We start from the raw sequence: 22,789 nt of genomic DNA on the forward strand, positions 1-22,789 counted from the left end.
GCGCTCCCCCGGTCGGCCCCCGTCACCGCCGCGGTGAGCCCTGGTAAAGGATGCGGCCGCCGGTCTTCGCCAGGGCGTACCGGAAGCCGCGCGCCAGGTCGACGTGCGTGACCATCGCGCCGACGTCCAGGCCCTGGGCGACCATCATCTGCGCCGCTCCCGCGGTCACGCCGACGAGCACCGCCTCCGTGCCGAGCAGCGCCGCCGCCTGCGCCGCCCGGACGAGCTGGTTCGCCGCCGTGGCGTCGACCACCGCCATCCCCGTGACGTCGATCAGCACCACCTGCGCGTCGTGCTCGTGGATCTCCTTCAGCAGCGACGCGATGAAGCGGCTCGAGCGCTGGGCATCCATCGTGCCCACCACGGGCATGACGAGGATTCCATCGGCGATCGGCACCACGGGGCTCGACAGCTCATGGATCGTCCGGAGCATCGACTCCTGGAGCTCGTTGGCCCGCTCCAGCTCCGCGGTCCGCTCGGAGATCCGGCTGAACAGCCGGGCGTTCTCGATGGCCACGGCCGCGGTGGCGGCCACGCGCTCGAGGAACGGCACGTCGTCGCTCCCGCAGGCGTCCTCACGCTCGCTGCTCAGGACGAGGACGCCGACGACGCTGCCCCGCGCCCGCAGCGGCACGCCGACGAGCGTCCGCGCGCCGGCGTGCTCGCGGAGGAGGGAGGCGTCCTCTCGCTCGTCGTGCCCGGCCGGATCGATCACGATCGGGCGGCCGGCATCGAGCACACGGCCGACCAGCGAGCGCGGCGAGAAGGGCACGCGCTCCTCGACGATGGGCTCGCTGCGCGCCGCCACGCCGATCAACAGCACCTCGATCGGCCGGCCGGCCGCGTCGCAATCGATGCGCCGGCTCGCGACGCGGCGGGCCGCGTCGAGCGCGAGGTGATCGCTGAGCGTCGTGGACCACGGCGTGTGCTCGAGGGTGACGCAATCGACGCCGGTGTGGATGATGCGCGAGGCCGGCAGCTCCGCGAGCGTCGCCTCGACGCCGTGGGTGATCATCCGGTGGACGATCTCGGCGGCGCGATACCCCATGTCGTACTCGCGCTGCACGATCGTCGCGTGGATCGCGCCCCGGCGGAGCAGCGCGACCGTCGCGGAGAAGAGATCGAACGCGACGATCTTGAGCTCTCCGCCCCTGCCGATCTCCCTCGCGGCGCGGCCCCAGGCCGGCCCGCCGCCGCCCGCCACCCCGAAGGCGCCGGCGATGTCCGGCCGCTGCTGGAGGGCCGCCCGCGCGAGCACCGTCCCGAGCTCCTGGTCGTGGTCGTTGTCCTGGTGGGGGGGCAGCACGGTGAACTCCGCCCCTTCCATCGCCGCGCAAAACCCCTCGATGCGCTCGCGCGTGTTGTTCGCGTCCTTCGTGGGCCGCTGCGGCGCCACGACCCCGCCGCTCGGCAGCAGCCGGCGCATCACCTCGCCCGCCAGCCTGCCCGCCGCCACGTTGTCCGTGCCGATATAAAGCGGGGCCCGGCTGCCCGGCACCGGCGGCGTGTCGACGACGACCACCGGGATCCCCGCCTCCGCCGCCCGCCGGAACCCCTCCTCGGCCTCCTCGGGGGCGCCCGGAGCGATGATGATGCCGTCCACGCCCCGGCGGATGCCGTCCTCGAGGATCTCGCTCTGGCCTCCCGGGCCGCTGGCGGGGCCGACGCGGAAATCCACGGAGATGCCCAGGCAGCGCGCGGCGTCGACCGCGCCGTCGCGCATGTTGTGGAAGTACGTCATGGGGGCCGAACGGCGGGCACGGAACACGCGGGCTTCCTGCTCGCCCGAAGCGGCCGCGGCGCCCTCTCCGCCGCCGGCGTCCTCGACCAGCCACAGATCCACAGAGGCCCATTGCTGGTCGATCTGCACGCTCTTGATGCCGTGAGCGAGGGTGTCCAGGAGGTGGCGCGGCTCCACCGTGGTGCCCACCGCGTTCAGCACCTGCTCGAGAAGGCGAATCTCCTGTGCCAGTCTCGCCTTCTCGTCATAGAGCCTGTGCCGCTCCAGCGCGGCCCCGGCGGCGTCCAGGAACACCTCCAGCATCGCGCGGCGCTCGCCCTGCGGAGGCTCGAGGGTCGCCTGCTCCAGGGCGAGGTAGCCTGCCGGCGCTCCCCGGACGACGACGGGCGCGACCAGCACCCCCGCGTCGGCGGGCACGGCCCCCTCTGCCGCGCTCGCGAGAGGAAGGTGCGCTTCATACCACGCATGTGCGCCGACGACGCACATCCCGCCCGCTGCCTCTGGCGCCGCGCGCGGGGCGCGCAGACCGCTCTCGCTGGCGAGGCACGCTTCGGTCGAGAGGATCACCCCCTGCCGAGCGAGCGCGTCGAACCCCTCGAGCGCCCTGTAGACGAGGCGGTGCCCTTCGCAGAGGAGCAGGCTGCCGCGCGGCGCCCGCGGCGCGATCGCCATGGCCCGTCGCACGATCTGCTGCAATGTCGCGAAGAGATCCACTCCATGGCGCATACGGGTCCCGCTCGATCCGCCGTCACGACGCGCGACGCGGCGGTCCAGAAAGCGCGATCGACCACAGTTCTGTCAAGGTCGATTTGCCCCTCTCCCCAGGCGCGCGGGCCGGCTCGCGGCCCGCCGTCGGCGGCCGGGGGCGTCGCGGCGCGCGCCGCGTCGTTGTGGAGGTGGCGAGTCGCCCGCGCGGCGCGCGCTACTCGCAGGGCAGGACGCGCAGAACGCGGATCGAGGTGTTCGTGCTGCCGGGCGCGGCGAAGGCCACGCTCCCGTCGGGGAACGCGACGAAGTCCTGGTAGCGATTGCCGAGCACGTCGACCTCCAGCGGCTCGCCCTCGGCCTCGCCGGTGGCGCGATCGCGCGTCTGCAGGTACAGCGCGCGCGCCGCGTCGTTGCGGGCGATATCGCCGGCCTTCGTCGTGGTCTCCCAGGCCGCGAGCATGCGGGAGCGGCCATAGGCGGCCAGGTGCGGAGCGCGGTGGTTCATGCCCGCCTCGCTGGCGATCGTGATGTCTTTGTCCGCGGCGCCGTCGGTGAAGTGGAGCAGCCGGACGTCCGCGAGCCCGTTCGCGCCCGCCGGCTGGCCCGAGCGGATATTGCTCGTCGTGAGCCAGTAGCCGCCGCCGGCCGCCGTGACGAGGTTTCCAAGGTTCGAGTAGGCGAGATCGACCGGATAGATGGTCTTGTAATTCGGCGCGAACGCGATGCGGTTGTTGTTGTCGGTCTTGCACACCGTCACGAACTTCCGGGCGCTGTCGTCCCAGAGGATGCGCTCGTAACCGCTGTGGCTGCAGCCCCAGTCGAAGCCGTCCCGCTGCAGCTCCCCGCTCGCGTCGACGACCTTCATGCGATCGCCCTGATGGATGTTGATGCACCCGCCTTGCGAGACGCTGATCGCGGCGCCGAAATAGCCCGCATAGCGCGAGCCGTCGAAGGCGATGCGGCCGTGGTGCGCGTACCACCAGATCATGTACACATCGGGCCCGGCGGGTCCGGTCGAGTAGGGCGGCAGCGCGGCGCTCGAGCTCGTGAGCTTCGTCGCCCAGGTCGCGCGCTCGCCGTCGAAGCGGACCATGTACATGTCGTGACAGGCGATCGGTGGGGACGGCGGCGTACCGCACAGGTTCGAGGGCGTTCCGCAATTCAGTGTCCCGCCGCCTTCTGCGTCGCGGGTCAGCAGCAGCACGCCGCCGCTGTCGTCAGCGTAGAGGTCGGCGAAGTCGTTCGCCGGCAACCCGAACGGGCGCCCCGCGGCCTTGTCATCGGCGTCGAGCTGGACGACGTGGACCTGCCCGTCGTCGCTCATCCATGCCAGGCGCGACCCGCCGGACGGTATCGGCGAGATGACGAGCGGCTTCAGCGCGGCCTCGTCTTCGTTGTTGATCACGCGGCCCCCGACGTCGACCTCGGTGATGCGGACGCGGTCCCGGGTGACGCCGCACGCGCCAGGTCCCGGATCCCCGCCCGCGCCTCCGCCGCTCGCGCTCGATGCCTCTCCCCCGCTCGCGCTCGACGCTCCACCGCCGCTCGCGCTCGATGCCCCTCCCCCGCTGGCGCTCGACGCTCCACCGCCGGTCGCGCTCGATGCCTCTCCCCCGCTTGCGCTCGACGCTCCGCCGCCGGTCGCGCTCGACACCCCTCCCCCGCTCCCGCTCGATGCGCCTCCGCCACTGCTCGACACCTCACCGCCCGACTCGCCAACGCAGCCCGGGGGCAGGGAGACGAGAACCAAAGACCAGATGACTCGCATGCATCGTCTCGACATCTCGCCACGCTACAGCGCTGACCGGCCCCTCATGGGGCAGAATCTCCGCTCGGCGCCGAGGAACGCTCCCGGGCTCTCCGCTTCCTGTGCGGAGATCTCGCCGGCAGGGAAGCCACGCCAGCACCCTGACCCAGAACAGCCATCGATGGCGGACATCCGCTCACCCACCGCCGCGCGATGATTCCCAGGATCTCCCGTAGGCCCCCTGTGAGGTGGCGCGAGGTGGCGCGTCGCGCGGGGTGGGGACGGGCAGATGTCTGAGCGCCATCAACGTCCTGTGCCCTGCGTGCTCCGCACGCAGGGCACAGGACGTCTCACGCGAGTTCTGCCCGTCCCTGCCCCGCGCGACGCGCCACCTCACCGGGGGCCGGGCGGCTCGGCAACGCCTCCTCTGCGCCCTTCCGCCCCCTCGTCACGCGGGTCCTGGCGAGCGTTGACACGCACACGCTGACCTGGTACGTGACCCAAGCGTCCGTGCGAGCGCGGCCGGCGGCAAACGATGCCGGTGAGCTCCTGCCTCGCGAGGCCACCGATGTACTACAGCGCTTGGCCCCGCCCAGGCGCCCAGGCGCCGCCCACGTCGAGTTCCGCCGCCAGGCGCTTTAATGCCATGTAGCTGTAAGAGACCACCACCGCGGACCGGCTCGCCCAACACGGCCGGCGTCGCAGAGGGCGGCAGCCTGAGCGCCTCGACGGATCCAGCGAGGGAAACGCAGGCAACCTCGGTAAGGCCTAGCGGCTCGTCCGCGCGGGGCAGGTTGACGCGGCACAGCTAGCCAGAGTCGACGGTGCGAGGCCCCGGCGCCGGAGGCCCGCCCTAGCCTCCGACCCGGCACCATGTTATTGCTAGCCCGCCGATTCCGCCACGCGCGCAATTGATGCGCGCCGGTGGTTCACCTGACTTGAGGAGCGCTGGAGCCACAACAAACGCAACATGCCTGGAAGCCCAACCTGGGCGTGGAGACGCCGCCTCCACCCTGGCCCGCAGACCAGAGCCCTGGGGCTTGCCGCGGACACCGTTGTCGAAAGCGCCCTCTGAACTAAGGCACACGCAAACCACGAGCTGGAGATCCGTTTATGACCGTTGTCACTGGAGACAGAGAGTACTTCCCGGGTGTTGGCAAGATCCCCTACGAGGGGCCCGAGTCCGACAACCCCCTCGCCTTCAAGTGGTACGACGCCAACCGCGTCGTTGCCGGCAAGGCCATGAAGGATCACTTCAAGTTTGCCGTGTGTTACTGGCACACGTTCTGCGGACGTGGGCACGATCCGTTCGGCCCGGGGACGATCAACTTCCCCTGGGATGAGGGCAAGGACGCGCTGGCCCGCGCTCGCATGAAGATGGACGCGAACTTCGAGTTCATCACCAAGCTGGGCGCGACGCACTACTGTTTCCACGACATCGACCTCGTCGAAGAGGGCGAGAACCGCGCCGAGACGTCGCGTCGCCTCCAGAGCATCGTCGAGTACGCCAAGCAGAAGCAGGCGCAGTCGGGCGTCAAGCTGCTGTGGGGCACGGCGAACCTGTTCTCCAACCCGCGTTACATGAACGGCGCCTCCACGAACCCTGATTTCTCCGTGCTGGCCTACGCCGGCGCGCAGCTCAAGGACGCCCTCGACGCGACCATCGCGTTGAACGGCGAGAACTACGTGTTCTGGGGCGGCCGCGAAGGCTACATGAGCCTGCTGAACACGGACATGAAGCGCGAGAAGGCGCACTTCGCTCGCTTCTTGACCATCGCCCGCGACTACGCGCGCGCGCGCGGCTTCAAGGGGGTCTTCTTCATCGAGCCCAAGCCGATGGAGCCCTCCAAGCACCAGTACGACTTCGACGCCGAGACCGTGATCGGGTTCCTGCGCCAGCACGGCCTGGACAAGGACTTCAAGCTCAACCTCGAGACGAACCACGCGACGCTCGCCGGCCACACCATGGACCACGAGATGCAGGTGGCCGCGGACAACGGCATGCTCGGCAGCATCGACGCCAACCGCGGCGACTACCAGAACGCGTGGGACACCGATCAGTTCCCCTACAACATCAACGAGACGGTCGAGATGATGCTCATCCTGCTCCGCAGCGGTGGGTTCCAGGGCGGCGGCGTCAACTTCGACGCCAAGCGCCGCCGCAACTCGAGCGATCTCATCGACACCTTCCACGGACACATCGGCGGCATGGATGTGTTCGCCCGCTCGCTCCTCATCGCCGATGACCTGATCCGCAAGTCGCCGCTCGAGGCGATGCGCAAGGCGCGTTACGCGTCCTTCGACGGCGGCAAGGGCGCCGAGTTCGAGCAGGGCAAGCTGACGCTGGAGCAGCTGGCCGAGATCGGCAACGCCGGCGGTGAGGTCAAGCTCACGAGCGGTCAGCAAGAGCTGTACGAAAACATCGTCAATCGCTGGATCCGATAAGTCGAGCGATCGCGGGAACGACGGCCGGGCGACGCAGCTGCGCGCCCGGCTGTCTTTCTTTCCGAGGAGATGTCGCTCTCCTGCGGATGATCCGCTCCGCGACGGCGACGTTGATCCCCCAGCCGGCGCCCATCAGGAGCGCTCTGACGCCCTCGCTCGGCACGCCGACGAGCAACACCCACGGTACGTGGGTCAGCACCTGAGTCCCCGCGCCCAGACCGATCGCATAGCCTCGCAGCATCCAGGCGCCGTGCCCTTCGAAGTCGCGCCGCCAGATGGCGACAAGGCCGAGCACGAGCGACGTGAACATGGCAGAGCCGAACAGCACCCGGAGGACGGCGAGGGCGTAGCCGTCCCCCTTGGGGAGCTCGTAGGATGCCTGCATCCACAGACCCGAAGCGGCAGCGACGAGCCCCGACGGGGCGACGGCCCACCCCGTCATGCGATGCCAGCGAGGCTTCCGGCGGCGAAAGCCCGAGGAGAACTGGAACGCACCCAGGACCGAGAATACGGTCACACTGAAAATATGCAGCACGATGGGCACGGGCGCAGCGAAGAAGCGGGCGTTGTCCGGGGTGACCTTGGCGCCGGCGCTCAGCTCGGCCAGGCGGAAGGCGCCGGCTGCGACAGGGACCGCGCTGAGGCCGAGCAGAAGCGCGGGTACGAGCCAGTCTCGCTTCGCCGAGGGGGCCGTGGTGCTCTCGTTCGTCATGCCGCCAAGCTAGGGACGGCCATGGTTGCGTCGCAATTGGCGCAAATGTCGGATCCGAGTCGGCCGATCGCCCGACGGGGCGATCGTACTTTCGGCCAGGTGCACCGCCACCTCGCCCCGGGCCGACGGGTCAGTCCCGGACGCGACCGGTCTCGTAGGCCCAGATGGCGATCTCGACCCGGTTGCGCGCGCCGAGCTTGGTCATGAGGCTGGCGATGTGCGCCTTGACGGTGCTCAGGCTGATGTGGAGCTCGTCGGCGATCTCGGCGTTGGTTCGACCGCGGGCCACGGTGAGGAGGACCTCCTCCTCGCGGGCCGTGAGGGACTCCCCGGGCTGCGCTCGCGTCAGCTGGGGCTTGGAGGCGGCGAACGTGGAGAGGAGGCGGGCGGTGACGCGTGGAGCGATCAAGGCGTCGCCGCTCGCGGCGGCGCGGATGGCCTGCGCGAGCAGCTCGGGACCGGCGTCTTTCAGCAGGAAGCCGCGGGCGCCGGCCTTGAGGGCGCCAACCACATAGTCGTCATGATCGAAGGTGGTGATCACCACGACCGCCAGGGGAGGATCGACCCCTGGGCCGGCGAGCCGTCGGGTCGCTTCGATGCCGTCGATCCCGGGCATGCGAATGTCGAACAGGCACACGTCGGGACGGAGAGCGAGCGCCAGCTCCACGGCCTTGATTCCGTTGTCGGCGACGCCCACGACCTCGATGTCGGGCTGGGCGTCGAGGATGATGCTGAGCCCGGTGCGGACGATCTCCTGATCGTCGGCGACGATGACGCGAATGCTCAACTGGGTTGTCCTTTCCGAGGCAGTACGGCCGTCACCGTCCAGCCTCGCTCTGGGCCCGGGCCCGCATGGCACGTGCCCCCGAGCAGCGTCGCTCGTTCGATCATGCCGACCAACCCGTATCCCGTCGACGTCGACTGGCCACCGTGGGCTCCCTGGCCGTCGTCGGTGACCCGCAAACGTACGGACGTGTCGTCGGCCGTGACCTCCACGTCAATCCGGGTCGCATGGCGAGCGTGTCGGCGAGCGTTGGTGATCGACTCCTGCGCGAGGCGAAAGATCGCGGCGGAGACCGACGATGGCAGGTCATCGAAGCTCCCGGTCAACTTCACCTCGACAGAAGGCCCCGTGGCGGACGTGCCTGCGAGCTGCCCGAGGTCGGCGACCCGCGGGCTCGGCGCGAGCTCGGCCGACTCGCCGCGACGCAGGAGCCGGACCATCGTGCGCATCTCGCCGAGGGCGCGAGATGCCTCGTCCGCGATCACGCGGAGCGCGTCGACGGGAGCCTCGGGGCGAGACGACGCGGCGACCAGGCCAGCCTGCGCGCGGATCGCGATCGCCGATACATGGTGGGCGACGGTGTCGTGCAGGTCGCGGGCGATACGCTCTCGCTCGGCCAGCTTGGCTTCGTCGAGCTCTCGCAGACGCACGCGATCCCGATAGCGCACCGCCGCGCCGAGCGCCATCGTGGAGAGCAGGACGGCGTAGCCCCCGATGACATCGCCCGTCCTGGCATGAGAACGGATCATGTCGAGCGCCGCCGAGGTCACCATGATCGGCAGCCCGATCATCGCTTCACGCCCCGTACCCCACCGGAACAACGAGTAGGGCAGCAGCACCATGTAGACCATCGCGTACAGCCCCGGCGACGCGCTGCCGGTCACCATCACGGCGAGCTGTATCGCCATGAGGAGGCCGAACGCGATCACGACCATCTCCAGCGGCCTGGTTCTCCGCCAGAGCAGCGTCGGCAAGAGCCCGAGGCAGAGGACCAGCGAGGCGATCCGCCACGGCAGGCCGCGCCGGATCGCCACCTCGAGAGACCCGAGCGCGGCGAACACGGCCAGGAGCACCCAGTCCATCCGGACGCGTCGAGGGGGGTGCGGCGCTCGTGGCTCGGACCACACGGATCGAAAGAACTCGCGCACCTGCCTCATGACGATGGCTCACCTTCTCGGCTCGGCCACGGATCGACGCCCGTTACAAGCAGAGCCCCTGCCCGCAGACGAGCCTGCATTCACAGCCGTTCTCCTGGAGGCCTCCGGAGATGTTCATGCTGGTGTTGCCGGCCGCCCTCAGGTTGGCTTCGATCCTCTCGAGAGCGCATGCCGGGACCTTGAAGTCGTCGGTGATCTGTACGTCCTCGCCCACGCTGCGCAAGGCATCGAGCCGCAGCGTCGCGAGCTCCGTGTTTCGATGGATCCAGAGCCGCTCGTCGACGGCCTCGAGCTTGCGAAAATCGGCCTCCACCAGCTCGAACGCCAGGTAGATCCACAGCGTACCGCGAACTCGCGCCAGGTTCGGCATGCGGATCGCCTTGATCTTCGCCGTGACCAGCTCCCCGCTCGAGGCACCGCCCTCGGCCCGGATACCGCCGACCTCGAGCAAGCTGGGCAAGTCGAGCGTCCCGGCGAAGTCGGACCTGACCGAGATCATGCCGTTGATGGCAGAGTAAGCGCGCGCTGCGAGGGCGTCCGCGTCCGACGCGATGAGCAGATCGCCTTGATGGACGCTGCCTTCGAGCGCCTCCGGCCCGCTCTCGCAATCTCCGGCGCCGCCTTCTCCGGAATCCCCAGCGCCCCCGGCGGAAGCCCCCGACGTCGCGCCAGGGCCCGTGTCTCCGCCCGAGCCGCCCTCCCCCGCGCGGCCGCCGTCGCTGCCTCCGCCCAGACCTCCCGACGCACCGTGAGAGGTCCCGCTCGTTGCGCCGCCCGGGCCCCCCGTGACCGTGTCGCCCGCGCTGGCGCTGTCCCCATCGCCCGAGCCGCACGCGAGGAACGACGAGACCGCGGCCATCAACGTCAGCCGGCCGAGCCACGACCGAGCCGAACGCCGGGTTCTCGCGGGTTCGCCAGCAGCTCCGGCAGCTGAATTCACACCGTTCATGAGAGAGGAGGAAATCGAAACGCCTCGACAACGTCAAGCCCCCAGCCGCTACACGACGTGCTTTGAGTCGACAGAACAATCGTTTGCACGATCCGCCCCTCCTGAAAAGCGAAGTGTTCACGTGCCCACGAGCGCCCCGTGCTTGATGACTTCTTGACGCCGCCCGGGCGGCTCTTGACGTTTTCTTGAAGCCGGCGGACCTAGCTTTGGGGCTGTCATGCAGAACAGGCCACCCATCTTCGTCATCCCCACGTACCGGTTGCGCGACGTGGGCGAGACCATCCACCTCTACGACGAGCACTTCTGGCGCAACGGACATGCGATCCCGATGGTCGTCTTCGACGATTCGAACGTCCACAACCAGCAGAAATACTACGCTCTGCTCGAGGCGACGGCGACCTACAACGACCTCTACTACGTCGGTCCGCGCGAGAAGGAGGCGTTCATCGCGTACCTCAACCAGCGGCTCCGCGATCGCAAGCTCGAGCCGCTCGTCAGGAATTTGTTTAGGCCGAGCTACGGCGGGAACCGCAACTATACCCTGATGTACACGCTGGGAACCCGCATGCTGAGCGCCGACGACGACATGCGGCCTTATGCGCTGGTCGAGCACAGCCCGGAGTCGCTCGATCAGGACGAGGTCTGCCGTGGCAAGCTCCTGAAGGCGAACGGCGACGGCTTCACCCGCAAGTCGTTCGACATCCTGGCCGCGTTCCTCGACGTGCTGGGCAGGCGCGTCGCGGACGTCCCGGCCAACCACGCGCGCGGCGAGCTGCTCCGCGACAGCGCCATGGACCTCGAGACCAACGCCACGCAGGGCCTCGTCTGCGAGAACTCGCTGCTGCTCGACCCGGGCGAGGTGCCCGACGAGGCGGTGGTCAAGGTCGCGCAGACGTTCCGGTCCGGGACGAACGACATCGACGCCATCGATTACGTGGAGATGTTCCTCGACGACGAGGGGCAGGTGGAGCTTGATGAGCTGAACGACGTCTACGTCCTCGTCAACTTCCGCCCCGCGGTCACCAACAAGAACTGGCGCATCGACTGCGGGGTGGCCGGCTATGACAACAGCTTCGGTCTTCCACCGTTCTTTCCGACGCGGCTCAGGTTCGAGGACTACATCTACCGGCTCTGGATCCAGCAGCAAGGCGTGGCCGCCGCCCACGTCGACGCCGCCCAGACGCACATCAAGAGCAACTACATGCGGAGCCCGCTCGCCGCGGAGGTGTTCAACGAGGAGGTGTCGAACCTCCTCAAGCTGAAGATCAAGTCGACCCTCTCGAAGGTCGAGGACCTCAGCATCAGCTTCGACTACGGCGGCGAGGTGACCGCGGAGGACTGCGACCGCATCCTCGGGCGGATCACAGCGCTCCATGCGCGGGTGCTGGGCACCGCAGCGGCGACGGTGAATCACGAGCGCGCCGACGCCCTGCGCCGCTTCGCCGTGACCCTCGAGAAGACCTTTTACGGGTTCGAGCCCGATTTTTTCCAGCAGAACCTCGTCCGCATCGTCGACGACGTGATCAGCCAGTTCAAGGGCTCGCTCGAGCTGTGGCCGACGCTCGTCGAGATCTGCTACCTCCAGAAGAGCCGCGCCGGTCTGCCGCAGTCGCGCGTCCAGAACGAGCGGCGGCATTGACGCGAGCGCGCCGCCGCGTGCCTGGGCGCGCGGCGGGGCCGCGTCACCCGCCGTCGTGAGGCCCCAGGATCACCGGCCCGGGAGCGAGCAGCTGCGTGCCGTCCATCAGCCAGACCGCCGCCTGGTTCGTCCCGACGGCGTACCAGAGGACGTCCGCCATGTTGTCGAAGTTCACGTCGGTGCCGGGGCGCACTTGCCAGCCGCGGCCGAGCGGCCCCGGGATCACCGGCCCCGGCGACAGCAGCTGGGCGCCGTCCATCAGCCACACGGCCATCAGGCCCTGCTCGGGGCTGTTCCAGAGCACGTCCCCCATGCCGTCGAGGTTGAAGTCCGACGACGTGACGATCTGGAAGCCGCGGCCGAGCGGCCCCGGGATCACCGGCCCCGGCGACAGCAGCTGGGCGCCATCCATCAGCCAGATCTCCATCAGGTTCTTCTCTACGTTGTTCCAGAACACATCCCCCATGTCGTCGTAGTTCACGTCCTGCGCGGTGGGCGCCGACCATCCCTCGCCGGGCGGCCCTGGGAGCACCGGCCCCGGCGCCAGCAGCTGGCTTCCGTCCATCAGCCAGATCGTTATCAGGTTCTGTCGCTCGTTGTTCCAGAGCAGATCCGACATCCCATCGATGTTGAAATCGGTCGCCGAGGTGACCGTCCATCCCTCGCCGGGCGGCCCTGGGAGCACCGGCCCCGGCGCCAGCAGCTGGCTTCCGTTCATCAGCCAGATCGTCACCAGGTTCTGGCCTGCGTTGAGCCAGACGACGTCGGCCATGCCGTCGCGGTTGAAGTCGCCCGCATTGGCCGCCTCCCACCCCTGGCCGATGGGTCCCGGGATGAACGCCCCCGGCGCCAGGAGCCGGCTCCCCTCCATCAGCCAGATCGCGATCAGGTTCTGCTCCTTGCTGCTCCAGAGTATGTCTCCCATGCCGTCGGCATCGAAGTCATTCAGGCGGACTGCCTCCCACCGGTGGCGGCCCAGCCTCGGTGTCGCGACCCCCAGCAGGGACACCGCGGGCTCGTCCGCCCCACGCTCCTCGTGCAGGTCCACGCCCGCCGAGCAGGCGGCCATGGTGTGAATCGCAGCGATTACGCGCAGCGCCGCCCCTGTAGCCGCAGACCGTCTCATACCCGCCCTCTCTTGCGCCTCAGGCGCAGGCACGGGTGCCGTTCGGGCATTTCCTGTCCGGTATCCGGCCTCGTGGGTGCGCCGAGCACGCGCGCCCGTGGAGCGGCAAGCGCCAGTCCAGCGGCGGCGAGCAAGGCCGGGCCAGCGTGTGACGGGCACGTTGTGACGATATTTTTCTCTGTCTCGGAGGAGCACTCGAACATTCGAAGAGAGGTGCGCGATCGCTGCAGGCAAGATGGCCTTGACGTGCCGACGTGGGAGATGTAGCCGAGGATATGGCTGACCATGGCGTGATATCCACCCTCTCTGTGTGTCGCTCCCTCGCTGCCTGTCTGCCGTTGCTCGCGCTCATCGCCTGCGGCGGAGACGGCGCCAACACACCACCTACGCCGGAAACGAGCGGCAGCGGCGGCACGGGCGCGACGTCGACCAGTGAGAGCGTCGGCGCGACGGGCAGCGGCGGGGCCGGCGCATCATCGACAGGCGGGGCAGGCGGGGGAGCGATGTCCGCTGGAAGCGGGGTCGACAGCGCGACCACCGGGACAGCGACAGGGGCAGGGACGGGCGGAGGCGGGAATTCCACGGCTTGCACGCGCGAGCTCCTGAAGAGCACGATCGACGCTTATTTCGAAGCGCTCGCGGCGCACGATCCGTCGACATTGCCCCTCGCCAACAGCGTAAAATTCACGGAAAATGGCAAAGCCCTGACGCTCGGCCAAGAAGGGCTCTGGAAGACCGCAGGGGCGCTCAAATATGCTCACAGCGCGCTCGACACCGAGACCTGTAGCTCCGCGAGCCAGGCCGTGGTGCCGGACGGCAGCATGGACATCCCGCTCGCCCTTCGACTCAAGCTCCAGGGCCAGGAGATCACCGAGATCGAGACCATCGCCGTGCGGCCGGGGGACTACAAGGTCTCCGGGCAAAATTTTGCCTCGAACACCGGCGCCATCATCGCGAGCGGGGATACCGTCAAGTGGGAGGAGCCCGTTCCGGAGAACGAGCGCAACTCGCGGGACGAGCTCGAGGGCTGGATGGAGAAGTACTTCTGGATGTTCCCGCGCGGCGTCTGCAACACGGTCAGCAACTGCAAGCGCATCGAGAACGGCGGCGGGTCGTTCACGTGCAGCGCCGGCGCGAGCTGCGATCCTGGCCAGCCGGGCTCGGGGTCACCCGCGCTGCCCCCTCGCCTCATCTTCGCCGATGTCGAGAGGGGAATCGGGGTCGGGTTCACCATGTTCATGGGGAACACCGACATGCACATGTTCAAGATGCGCGGCGGCCAGGTCTACGGCGTGAGCGCGTTCCTGGGCGCGGCCAGCAGCTCGGGCTGGGAGTGAACGAGCCTCGCCTCCGCTCGTTTCTACCGTTCCGCTGATCGGACCGTGCGCCCGCATACGCGTTAACCAAGCTTCGCACCGCGTTCTCCTACCTCCGAACGTTTACGCAGTCGTGAACGTGGTCGTAGTCGTGAACGTGGTCGTGGTCGTGGTCGTGGTCGTAGTCGTGAACGTGGTCGTGAACGTGAACGTGGTCGTAGTCGTGAACGTGGTCGTGGTCGTGGTCGTGGTCGTCAACGACAGGCCGTTAACGACCACGACCACGACCACGTTCACGACCACGTAAACGTTCACGTAAACGTTCACGTAAACGTTCACGTAAACGTTTACGTTCACGTTAGCGTTAGCGTTAGCGTTGGTGAGCGATGGTGGGTCGACGGGGCGGTTCGGCCATGCCTCGCAGAACGGCCCGGCCACGCGTTCTCATGACCGGGCCGCCGGGCCCCTCACCTTCGGTGCTCGGGGCCCTTCACTCAGCCACGACGTTCCGTCACGGGATCATCGGGGCCGTCCACTCCACCCACTTCGCCTTGTCGAGCTCGTTCTTCGGCTTCCAGACGTCGGTGTTCGCGCTGGCGTCGTTGAGCAGGAACTTCTTGACGAAGGCGTCGATCGCGGCCTGCTCGCCGTTCTTGTAGTCCGTGCCGCAGTGGTTGTGCCCGCTGTCGACGTACCCGATGTTCTGCTTCACGCCGAGGGCCTCGTAGACCAGCCTGGCGGCTCCGCCGGCCTGATCTGCGTTGTTCGTGCTCAGCCACTCGTAGTTGAGGTTCCCGAGGATCAGGAGGCCGCGAGGCGCCACCATGCTGACCAGCTGGTGGTGGTCGAGCGGGAGCTTGGTCACCGCGCTGCCGAACTGCTCGATCGTCTTGCTGAACCACTTCTGCTCGCCGTAAGTCCTCGTGAGGTTCTGGACGCCGGCGCTGCCGGTCTGGCCCTTGTTATCGACCTCCGAGACGCGCCACGCCGCCACGCCGCCCGAGCCAGACTCCTGCGGGATCGTCAGCGCGAAGCGCGAATCCATCGCGCCGACCATCAGCGCGCCCTTGCCGTTGCGGGAGCAGCCCGTGATGGCGAGCCGCTTCGGATCGATCTGCGCGTCGGGCGTGGACTCGAGGGCATCGATGATGCGGCTCGCGCCCCAGGCCCAGGCGATCAGGGCGCCGCTCTCCGCGTTCCCATGGAACTTGGAGAAGATGCCGCCGCTCCGGTCGCTCTCCGGCTGCACCCCGTTGTGATCGTAGTTGATGATCGCGACGCCCATCTGCTTCAGATGGTTGTTGTCGAGCGAGCCGTTGCTGAGCCCGATCAGCGCAGGATAGGGAGGTGAGCCGGTGCTGGGCAGGGAGATGCTCACGGAGAAGGAGACATTTTGGGCGCCGCCGCTCACGTTGATCGTCAGCTTGCCGCCGGCGAAGCTGCCCTTGACGGTGGCCTTCTTCACCTCCTTCGGGCCGGTCTCCCAGTGCTGGACCAGCTCGGAGATCTCACGATGCCGGCACACCCACTGCGCGCGTGTCGTCACCTTCGTACCATCCAGCATGGTGAAGGGATCGTGCAGCTTGTCGTACGCCTTCAGCTCGCCGAAGGAGGGCATCTTCGGCACAGCACAGTCCTCGCCGGGGGTCTCGACTCCGACCAGCGTCGTGTCCCCGCCGCCCGTCGGGTTCGAGCCGCCGCCGCCCGTCGGGTTCGAGCCGCCAACGCCCGTCGGGTCAGCGCCGCCGGCGCCCGTCGGGTCCGAGCCGCCGGCGCCCGTCGGGTCCGACCCACCGGCCCCCGAAACGCTCGTCGACGGACCGCCCGTTCCCGAGGTCACGCCGCTGGTGCTGCCGCCGCCGGTGCCGGACACGGACGACGTGTTGCCAGCCGACGAAGAGCCGCTGGGCGGGCCGCCGGAGCTGGTGGTGGTGGTGGTGTCATCCTCATCAACTGTGACGCCACCATCGCTGGGGCCGCACGCGACGAACAGGGGGAGGAGGGCGGTCAGGGGGAGAAGCTGGGAGAAGTTTGATCGGAACGACATCATGGGACGCCCATTCCCAGCGGACGACGGTTCGATCACGCTTACGGCTGGGAATCGCATCGCCGGCGTGGGAGGTCTTCAACTCAGCGGCAGATATCCACCTTGGATGCAACCGCTGTAATTCACTCTGATCGGTTGCGGGGACGCCTCGCACCCAAGGTGCGCCCGGGGGGCATCCGATGAGGTGACATTTTTCGAGCAAGGCCTCGCCCATCGCGATCTCGCAGCGTCTGGTCGTCTGCTCGTGCTCGTGCTCGTCGCCGGCGAGCGAGCCGGGCCTGGCCGGCGAATGACCGACGCCCGGGAACCACGCCGAATGGGGGGCAAGGCCAGAACGGCTTTCATGCCCCCCAAGGGCATCACTACTGCAGCACGGTATCCATATCCCAGTCAATCCACATGTCTTTCCATTCGCTGACCGGCTGCTGAACGCCATTGTCCATGATGTTCAACACGTCCGTGTTTGCGCTGGTGTTGCCCTCGAACGCTCGCTTGAACATCTCGCCTGCAAGGGCGGTTTGAGAGGCCGATGCGCCGCAGTGGTTTGCGCTGTACATCTGAAAACCCATGCGCTCCGGGACACCGAGCGCTTTCCATACCGGTTTTGCTGCCCATGCGGAGAGCGCCTCACAGGTTCCACCCAGGTGACACCATGAGTTCTTGCCATTGGCATTCGTGAAGTGCACCAGATACCGTGGAGCGATGGTCGCCAGGAGCATATGCGTATCGAAGGGGAGGTTGTACACCTTCGAGGGGTCGCTCCGGAGCCAACGGGCTGCACTGGTCACCCAGGGTCCGCAGATGCCGCTGTCTTCAAGGTTGTCGATGCTCTGAGGCTTGGCGTCTGAGCACTGCCAAACAGAACCACCTTCACCGTGCCTGAACCACTCTGCCTGACGCAGGTTGGCTACACCACCACCGCCCGACTCCACGATGACGACCACCGGTGCACGACTGAAGACACCCGCCAGGTAAGCACCTTTTCCGCACCCGGAGCACCCCGACACCATCACCTTCGTGGGATCGTGCCCGCTGCCCGGGTTCTGCTCCAACACGTCCATCACCCGGTCAATCATCCACCCGTTGGCGATGTTGGTGTTGACCTCGGACAAGCCGAAGAGATTTCTAATCTTGCCCTCGAAGCCGCTCCCAAACGACAGCGTTTTACTGCCCGAAGGGAAAATCCCACCCGACAATTTGAGGGCGATCACACTGCCGGATCCGCTGATAGTCGCCGAGAAGCTCTCTGTTTTTCCACCCACCTTGGCGGTGATTGAAACGTTACCTCCGGATACGGTTCCGGTCACCTCATCCGGCTCGGCGGGAACTGGACCGTAGAGGTACTTGGCTGCCATTGCCAGGATTTCCTTGCGGCGGCACTCCCACTGCTCCTTGGTGGTGACCTTCGTTCCGTTGAAGAACGTAAATGGATCCGGGAGTTTCTCGTTTACCTCGGTCAGACCGCTCGGCTCAGGCAACGTGGGCAGGGTACACGTGAAGGCGCCGCCGCCAGTCCCGGTGGTCGCGCTGGCCCCGCCAGTCCCGCTGGTCGCGCTGGCCCCGCCAGTCGGGGAGCCGCCCGTGCCGGCTCCGCCCGTCGGAGCACCGCCGCCCGTGCTGGCGGCTCCGCTGGTCGCGGAAGCACCGCTGGTCGCGGAGCCTCCACCCGTGGTGACTCCCCCGCTCCCGCTCGGCGTCCCGCCGCCTGTGCCCGAAGCATCTCCCCCGGCACCTCCGGATCCTACTTCTGAAGCGCAGCCAGGGAAGTTCAAGAGGGCGAGGACGGGAATCGCGAGAGCGGTTAACTTGCGCGAGGCACGAGAACGGACAGACATGAAGGCCTCCATGTTTCGAGTGCACATTCCCGGCGGAGGGCGGTTCGATCACGCTTATCGCTATGAATCGTACGACCGGAGCGGGCAGCGTTTGGTCAGGATGCAAATGTTCAACAAATTTGTAGTCGATGTCATCCATCCGGTTCGTCTCCGGGAACACATCACGAAAGCTCACACCTGCGGGACATCCGAGGAAGCGACACTTTTGGGGCAAGACTTGTTTCGTCGCGTCGCGTCGCGTCGCGTCGCGTTCACGTAGAGTCTGATCGCCTGCTCGTGATCGAAGGACGAACCGGACTCCGGCGGCGATGCGCCCGCGGAGGCACGGGCTCGGCGGCGCCGGGCGGCCCTTCTTCCGCCGCCAGGCGGCCTGCACACGCGCCCTTCCCCCGCGCGAGCTTGCCGTTCCGCCGCGGTGCCCCAGGAGGATCCCATCATGGCGCGGCTGCGACGCCTCATCGAGCCGGGGACGCGCGCGACGCCCGACCTCCTGGCCGGGCTCCGCGCGCTGGCCCGGCCGCTGCGCTCCACGGCCGATCTCGACCCCTTGATCGAGCGCATCGGCGCCGCGCGCTGCGCGCTCCTCGGCGAGGCGACGCACGGGACGCGCGAGTTCTACACGTGGCGCGCAGAGCTCTCCAGGCGGCTGATCGTCGAGGCGGGCGCCTCCTTCATCGCCGTCGAGGGCGACTGGCCCGATTGCTACCGCGTCAACCGGTATGTGAAGGGCTACGCGGACGCGGGGAGCAGCGCCCGCGCGGTGCTGCGCGCCTTCGATCGCTGGCCGACCTGGATGTGGGCCAACGAGGAGGTCGCCGACCTGATCGAGTGGCTGCGCAGGTACAACGAGGGTCGGTCCGAGGAGCAGCGGGTCGGCTTCTACGGGCTCGACGTCTACAGCCTCTGGGACTCGCTCCGCGAGGTCATGCGCTACCTGGAGGGGGCCGCGCCCGACGCGCTTCCGGCCGCGCGGCGCGCGCTCCGCTGCTTCGAGCCGTATGCCGACGATGCCCAGGGGTACGCCAGGGCGACGGTGCTCGTACCGGAGTCGTGCCAGGCGGAGGCCGTCAGGCTGCTCGCCGAGGTGCGCAGGAGAGCGCCGGCGTTCGGCGCCGACGGGCGCGACGGGCACTTCGTCGCCGAGCAGAACGCGCTCGTGGTCAAGAACGCCGAGGCCTACTACCGGGCGATGGTGCGCAGCGACGCGGAGTCCTGGAACGTCCGCGATCGGCACATGGCCGAGACGCTCGATCGGCTGATCGAGCAGCACGGCCCGCGCGGGCGCGCGATCGTCTGGGCGCACAACACGCACATCGGCGACTCGCGCTTCACCGACATGGCGGAGCGGGGTGAGGTGAACCTCGGCCAGCTCGCCCGCGAGCGCCACGGAGAGGAGCGCGTCGCGCTCGTCGCCTTCGGCACCCACCGCGGCACGGTGATCGCCGCCCGGGAGTGGGACGCGCCGATGGAGGTGATGCGCTTGCCGGTCGGGCGGCCCGAGAGCTGGGAGGACCTGCTGCACGAGACGGGCGGCCGGGATCAGCTGCTGATCTTCGAGCCGGGGCGGCTGCCGCAGGAGTCGCTGGCCTGGCGCGGCCACCGCGCCGTCGGCGTCGTCTACCACCCCGAGTACGACTGGTACGGGAACTACGTGCCGACGGTGCTGCCGCGCCGCTACGACGCGCTCCTCTTCGTGGACGAGTCACAGGCCGTCCGGCCCCTGCACCTCGCGCCGCGGGCAGAGAGGGAGCCGCCGGAGACCTACCCCACCGGCGTGTGACGCCGGCGGCATGGCGCGCGCAGCGCAAAGCGCGCCGGGGGCGCGGGCATCCCGGCGCCGGAGGAGGTGAATCCAGTGAACCGCGAGAGCGCTGTGTACGCGATCCTCTTCGACCTCGACGGGACCCTTGTGGACACGGTCTACGCCCACGTCCTGTCGTGGCAGCGCGCGTTCGCCGAGGCGGGCATGCCGATCGACGCCTGGCGGGTGCACCGGCGCATCGGGATGAGCGGCGGGCTCTTCGCTCGCGCGGTCGCGCGCGAGGTCGGCTATCCGCTGGCGGCCGAGCAGGCGCGCTTCGTCCAGGAACGCCACGGCGCGATCTTCCAGCAGATCCTACCGGAGCGACGCCCGCTCCCGGGGGCCGTCGCGCTGCTCCGTCAGCTGCGCGAGGCGGGCGTGCCGCACGGCATCGCCACCTCCGGACGGCGGCCGGATATCGACGCTTCGCTCGCGGCGCTCGAGCTCCCGCCGGACATGGTCGTCGTCGCTCGCGGCGACGTGAGCCGCGCGAAGCCGGCGCCCGATCTCTTCTTCGCTTGCCAGCAGCGCCTCGGGGTGGCGGCCGAGGACTGCTACGTTGTCGGCGACTCTGTGTGGGACCTGCTCGCCGCGCGCCGAGCCCGCATGTTCGGGGTCGGCTTGCTCTCCGGTGGGTACGGGCAGGACGAGCTGCTCGCGGCGGGGGCGTACCGGGTGTACCGCGACCCCGCGGAGCTCGGCGCCGCGCTCGACGAGCTCGGCGTCCTGCCCTGAGGGCCGCCTGGTGAAGGCGGTCCGCGCGCGGCGGCGGAGTTCAGGCATGAGCCTCAGGGAGGCTCTGAAGGCGAGGTGTTCCGATGCTCTCGTTACAATCTCCCGATTTCCACGATGGCGATGTGATCCCGATCGTGCACACCTGCGAGGGCAAGGACGTGCCGCCCGCGCTCTCCTGGTCGGGTGTCCCCGGCGGCACGAGGAGCCTTGCGCTCATCGTCGACGACCCGGACGCGCCCGATCCGCGCGCCCCCAAGACGACGTGGGTCCACTGGGTGCTCTACAACATCCCGCCCGACGCCGGCGGCCTGCCCGAGGGCGCGCGCAAGGCCAACCTGCCGGCGGGCACGCTCGAGGGAAGGAACGACTGGAAGCGCGCCGGCTACGGCGGCCCGTGCCCGCCGATCGGCAAACACCGTTACTTCTTCAAGCTGTATGCGCTCGACACGGTGCTGCCCTCGCGAGACGGGCTCACGAAGGTGGAGGTCGAGAAGGCGATGGAGGGACACGTCCTCGCGCGCGTCGAGCTCGTCGGGACGTACCAGAAGAGGGGCGGCCCGTAGGAGCCGAGCGCTCATCCAGCAGGCGCCGCTGGCGCGACACCCTGCCGAGCCGGTCGCATGCCTTTGCGATCCGGATCGGATCGCGCCGGCAGGCCCGCTGCCGCGCTCGCCGGCAGGTACCGTGACCGCCAGCGATAGAAGGTGCCGGCGGCAATCCCATGCTCGCGACAGACCTCGGCCACGGTCTTCCCGTGCTTTACCTGCTCGAGCACCGCGCGGATCTCGCTCTCCGTGTACCGCGATCTCGCGGGCGCCGACGCGGCTCGCGACGCGGTGGCAGGCGGGCCCTCAGGCTCGCCAGCAGGCGGCATCGAGGGGCGGGCCGTGCCCGGCGGCGGAGATCCGGCGGCGGCCACGGCGCCAGCGGCGCGGCGCCCCGTCCGCTCCAGCATGCCGCGAAGGAGGTCGATGTCATGGGCGAGGTCCGACCGGACGCGGGCGGCGGCCGACGACGCCTCTCGCTGCTCCTCGCGCCTGCCCGATAGCCCCGGCGAGCCCTCCATCACTGCGGCCAGCCAGCGGACGAACAGCTTGATCTGCTCCTCGACCCAGCGCAGGGACCTCAGCGCGGCGTCCTTCGCCACGTCGAGAGGAGGCCGCTCGCGCGCCAGCCGCTCCGCTTCCAGGCGCGCCATCGCGCTCTCGATCGCCTGCTCGACCTGAGCCGCGCACTCCGCGACACGGCTCTCGCTCTCGGCGCCCGCAGCGCTTCGCTTCCACGCCATGGGCTCCAGGGCCTCGAGGATGATCTTGGAGGGCCACGGGACGTACGGCGGGATGGCGGGGCCCAGCGTCAGTCCCCAGGGGATGCTCAGGATGAGGGGCCACGCGTGGACACCAAGCCTGCTCTTGGCGCCGATCGCCTCTGCCAGCCAGGGCAGATCGTCGAGGATGATGGCCGTCGAGTGGCCGCCGACGCCGGCGACGGGGACGATCGGCACGTTGCGCTTGAGCGCGAGTCGGATGTGGGACGTGCGGCCGTTGAACCGGAGGCGCGTCCTCTCCCGGTAGGGGCGCATCAGCTCGGCGTCCGCGCCCGGATAGACCAGCAGCGGGCTCCCGCGCTCCAGCACGCGAATCGCGTTCTTGGCCGTCGCCCGCACGCCGCCGATCCCGGTGAAGAGCTGGTTCACGAACGGCAGCTTGAGCGAGAATTGATGCGTGAGAATGTACGGATATCGGCTCATGCCGTACTCGTTGAAGAGCCCGGCCAGAAAGAGCCATAATTCCGTCATGTAGGGGTAGCCGTTGTGGTTGCCGACGTAGATGAGGCCGTCCTGACGGGGGATCCGATCGAGGCCGCGCACCTCCGCCCTGTGGTAGGGCACGAGGGTCTTGTCGAAGATCCCCGTCCACCTCTTGACGAAGTCCGTCGTGCGGTTCTCGAACGAGTCCGGATCATTCAGCTTAAACGGGCTCCAGACCGAATCCAGCATACCTGACCCTCCAGACCGAGAAACCACCGAGCAGGCCGTCCATCGAGC

At 68.5% G+C, this 22,789-nt stretch carries 17 protein-coding genes; 6 read left to right on the plus strand and 11 right to left on the minus strand.

From position 1 onward, the window contains the following. Positions 1-22: 22 nt before the first annotated feature. Both WMF14_RS30060 and WMF14_RS30065 read right to left on the minus strand, forming a co-directional pair. Positions 23-2,467, minus strand: a complete 2,445-nt coding sequence (locus tag WMF14_RS30060; RefSeq protein ID WP_437791633.1) for a substrate-binding domain-containing protein — start codon at positions 2,465-2,467, stop codon at positions 23-25. 196 nt (positions 2,468-2,663) lie between these two features. Then, positions 2,664-4,217: a hypothetical protein gene (locus WMF14_RS30065; RefSeq protein ID WP_437791636.1), complete on the minus strand. Its 1,554-nt coding sequence runs from the start codon at positions 4,215-4,217 to the stop codon at positions 2,664-2,666. A gap of 1,092 nt (positions 4,218-5,309) precedes the next feature. On the opposite strand from WMF14_RS30065, the gene xylA reads away from it, so the two are divergent. After that, complete coding sequence (gene xylA, locus WMF14_RS30070; RefSeq protein WP_272094344.1) at positions 5,310-6,641, plus strand: xylose isomerase; 1,332 nt, start codon at positions 5,310-5,312, stop codon at positions 6,639-6,641. Here xylA and WMF14_RS30075 read toward each other — a convergent pair. From WMF14_RS30075 to WMF14_RS30090, 4 genes are all read right to left on the minus strand, one after another. Continuing rightward, complete coding sequence (locus tag WMF14_RS30075) at positions 6,622-7,353, minus strand: DUF2306 domain-containing protein (protein ID WP_437791639.1); 732 nt, start codon at positions 7,351-7,353, stop codon at positions 6,622-6,624. The genes xylA and WMF14_RS30075 overlap by 20 nt on opposite strands. Before the next feature lie 130 nt (positions 7,354-7,483). Further along, entirely contained in the window at positions 7,484-8,140 is a 657-nt protein-coding gene (locus tag WMF14_RS30080; protein WP_437791641.1) for a response regulator, read from the minus strand. Beyond that, positions 8,137-9,294 carry a sensor histidine kinase gene (locus WMF14_RS30085; RefSeq protein ID WP_437791642.1) on the minus strand — a complete coding sequence of 386 codons (1,158 nt, stop codon included), beginning with the start codon at positions 9,292-9,294 and terminating at the stop codon, positions 8,137-8,139. The genes WMF14_RS30080 and WMF14_RS30085 overlap by 4 nt, the downstream gene beginning before the upstream one ends. A gap of 43 nt (positions 9,295-9,337) precedes the next feature. Continuing rightward, the gene (locus WMF14_RS30090) at positions 9,338-10,153 is read right to left on the minus strand and encodes a hypothetical protein (protein ID WP_437791644.1); all 816 of its coding nucleotides are present in this window, start codon (positions 10,151-10,153) and stop codon (positions 9,338-9,340) included. Positions 10,154-10,460: 307 nt separating this feature from the next. Here WMF14_RS30090 and WMF14_RS30095 point away from each other — a divergent pair, with 307 nt between their 5' ends. Beyond that, the gene (locus tag WMF14_RS30095; protein WP_437791645.1) at positions 10,461-11,882 is read left to right on the plus strand and encodes a hypothetical protein; all 1,422 of its coding nucleotides are present in this window, start codon (positions 10,461-10,463) and stop codon (positions 11,880-11,882) included. Positions 11,883-11,925: 43 nt separating this feature from the next. Here WMF14_RS30095 and WMF14_RS30100 read toward each other — a convergent pair whose 3' ends face one another. After that, complete coding sequence (locus WMF14_RS30100; RefSeq protein ID WP_437791648.1) at positions 11,926-12,951, minus strand: FG-GAP repeat domain-containing protein; 1,026 nt, start codon at positions 12,949-12,951, stop codon at positions 11,926-11,928. 560 nt (positions 12,952-13,511) lie between these two features. On the opposite strand from WMF14_RS30100, the gene WMF14_RS30105 reads away from it, so the two are divergent. Continuing rightward, complete coding sequence (locus WMF14_RS30105) at positions 13,512-14,345, plus strand: hypothetical protein (protein WP_437791650.1); 834 nt, start codon at positions 13,512-13,514, stop codon at positions 14,343-14,345. A 102-nt stretch (positions 14,346-14,447) separates the two neighbouring features. On the opposite strand, the gene WMF14_RS30110 is transcribed toward WMF14_RS30105, so the two are convergent. The 3 genes from WMF14_RS30110 to WMF14_RS30120 form a co-directional block, all read right to left on the minus strand. Further along, positions 14,448-14,681, minus strand: a complete 234-nt coding sequence (locus WMF14_RS30110) for a hypothetical protein (protein ID WP_437791653.1) — start codon at positions 14,679-14,681, stop codon at positions 14,448-14,450. Positions 14,682-14,835: 154 nt separating this feature from the next. Beyond that, positions 14,836-16,374: a glucuronyl esterase domain-containing protein gene (locus WMF14_RS30115; protein WP_437791655.1), complete on the minus strand. Its 1,539-nt coding sequence runs from the start codon at positions 16,372-16,374 to the stop codon at positions 14,836-14,838. Between the two features lie 359 nt (positions 16,375-16,733). Beyond that, positions 16,734-17,849 (minus strand): glucuronyl esterase domain-containing protein, encoded by a 1,116-nt coding sequence (locus WMF14_RS30120; protein WP_437791658.1) that lies wholly within the window; start codon positions 17,847-17,849, stop codon positions 16,734-16,736. 793 nt (positions 17,850-18,642) lie between these two features. Between WMF14_RS30120 and WMF14_RS30125 the strand changes: the two genes are divergently transcribed. The 3 genes from WMF14_RS30125 to WMF14_RS30135 all read left to right on the plus strand — a co-directional run bounded on the left by WMF14_RS30125 (position 18,643) and on the right by WMF14_RS30135 (position 21,305). Next, on the plus strand, positions 18,643-19,986 hold the full coding sequence (locus tag WMF14_RS30125) for an erythromycin esterase family protein (protein ID WP_437791661.1): 1,344 nt from the start codon (positions 18,643-18,645) through the stop codon (positions 19,984-19,986). 75 nt (positions 19,987-20,061) lie between these two features. Then, positions 20,062-20,742: an HAD family hydrolase gene (locus WMF14_RS30130; RefSeq protein WP_437791663.1), complete on the plus strand. Its 681-nt coding sequence runs from the start codon at positions 20,062-20,064 to the stop codon at positions 20,740-20,742. An 83-nt stretch (positions 20,743-20,825) separates the two neighbouring features. Then, positions 20,826-21,305, plus strand: a complete 480-nt coding sequence (locus WMF14_RS30135; RefSeq protein WP_437791664.1) for a YbhB/YbcL family Raf kinase inhibitor-like protein — start codon at positions 20,826-20,828, stop codon at positions 21,303-21,305. A gap of 11 nt (positions 21,306-21,316) precedes the next feature. Here WMF14_RS30135 and WMF14_RS30140 read toward each other — a convergent pair whose 3' ends face one another. Continuing rightward, the gene (locus tag WMF14_RS30140; protein WP_437791667.1) at positions 21,317-22,741 is read right to left on the minus strand and encodes a transposase; all 1,425 of its coding nucleotides are present in this window, start codon (positions 22,739-22,741) and stop codon (positions 21,317-21,319) included. Between the last annotated feature and the right edge of the window lie 48 nt (positions 22,742-22,789).

This window comes from Sorangium sp. So ce693, from assembly GCF_051521375.1.
Taxonomy (GTDB): Bacteria; Myxococcota_A; Polyangia; order Polyangiales; family Polyangiaceae; genus Sorangium; species Sorangium atrum.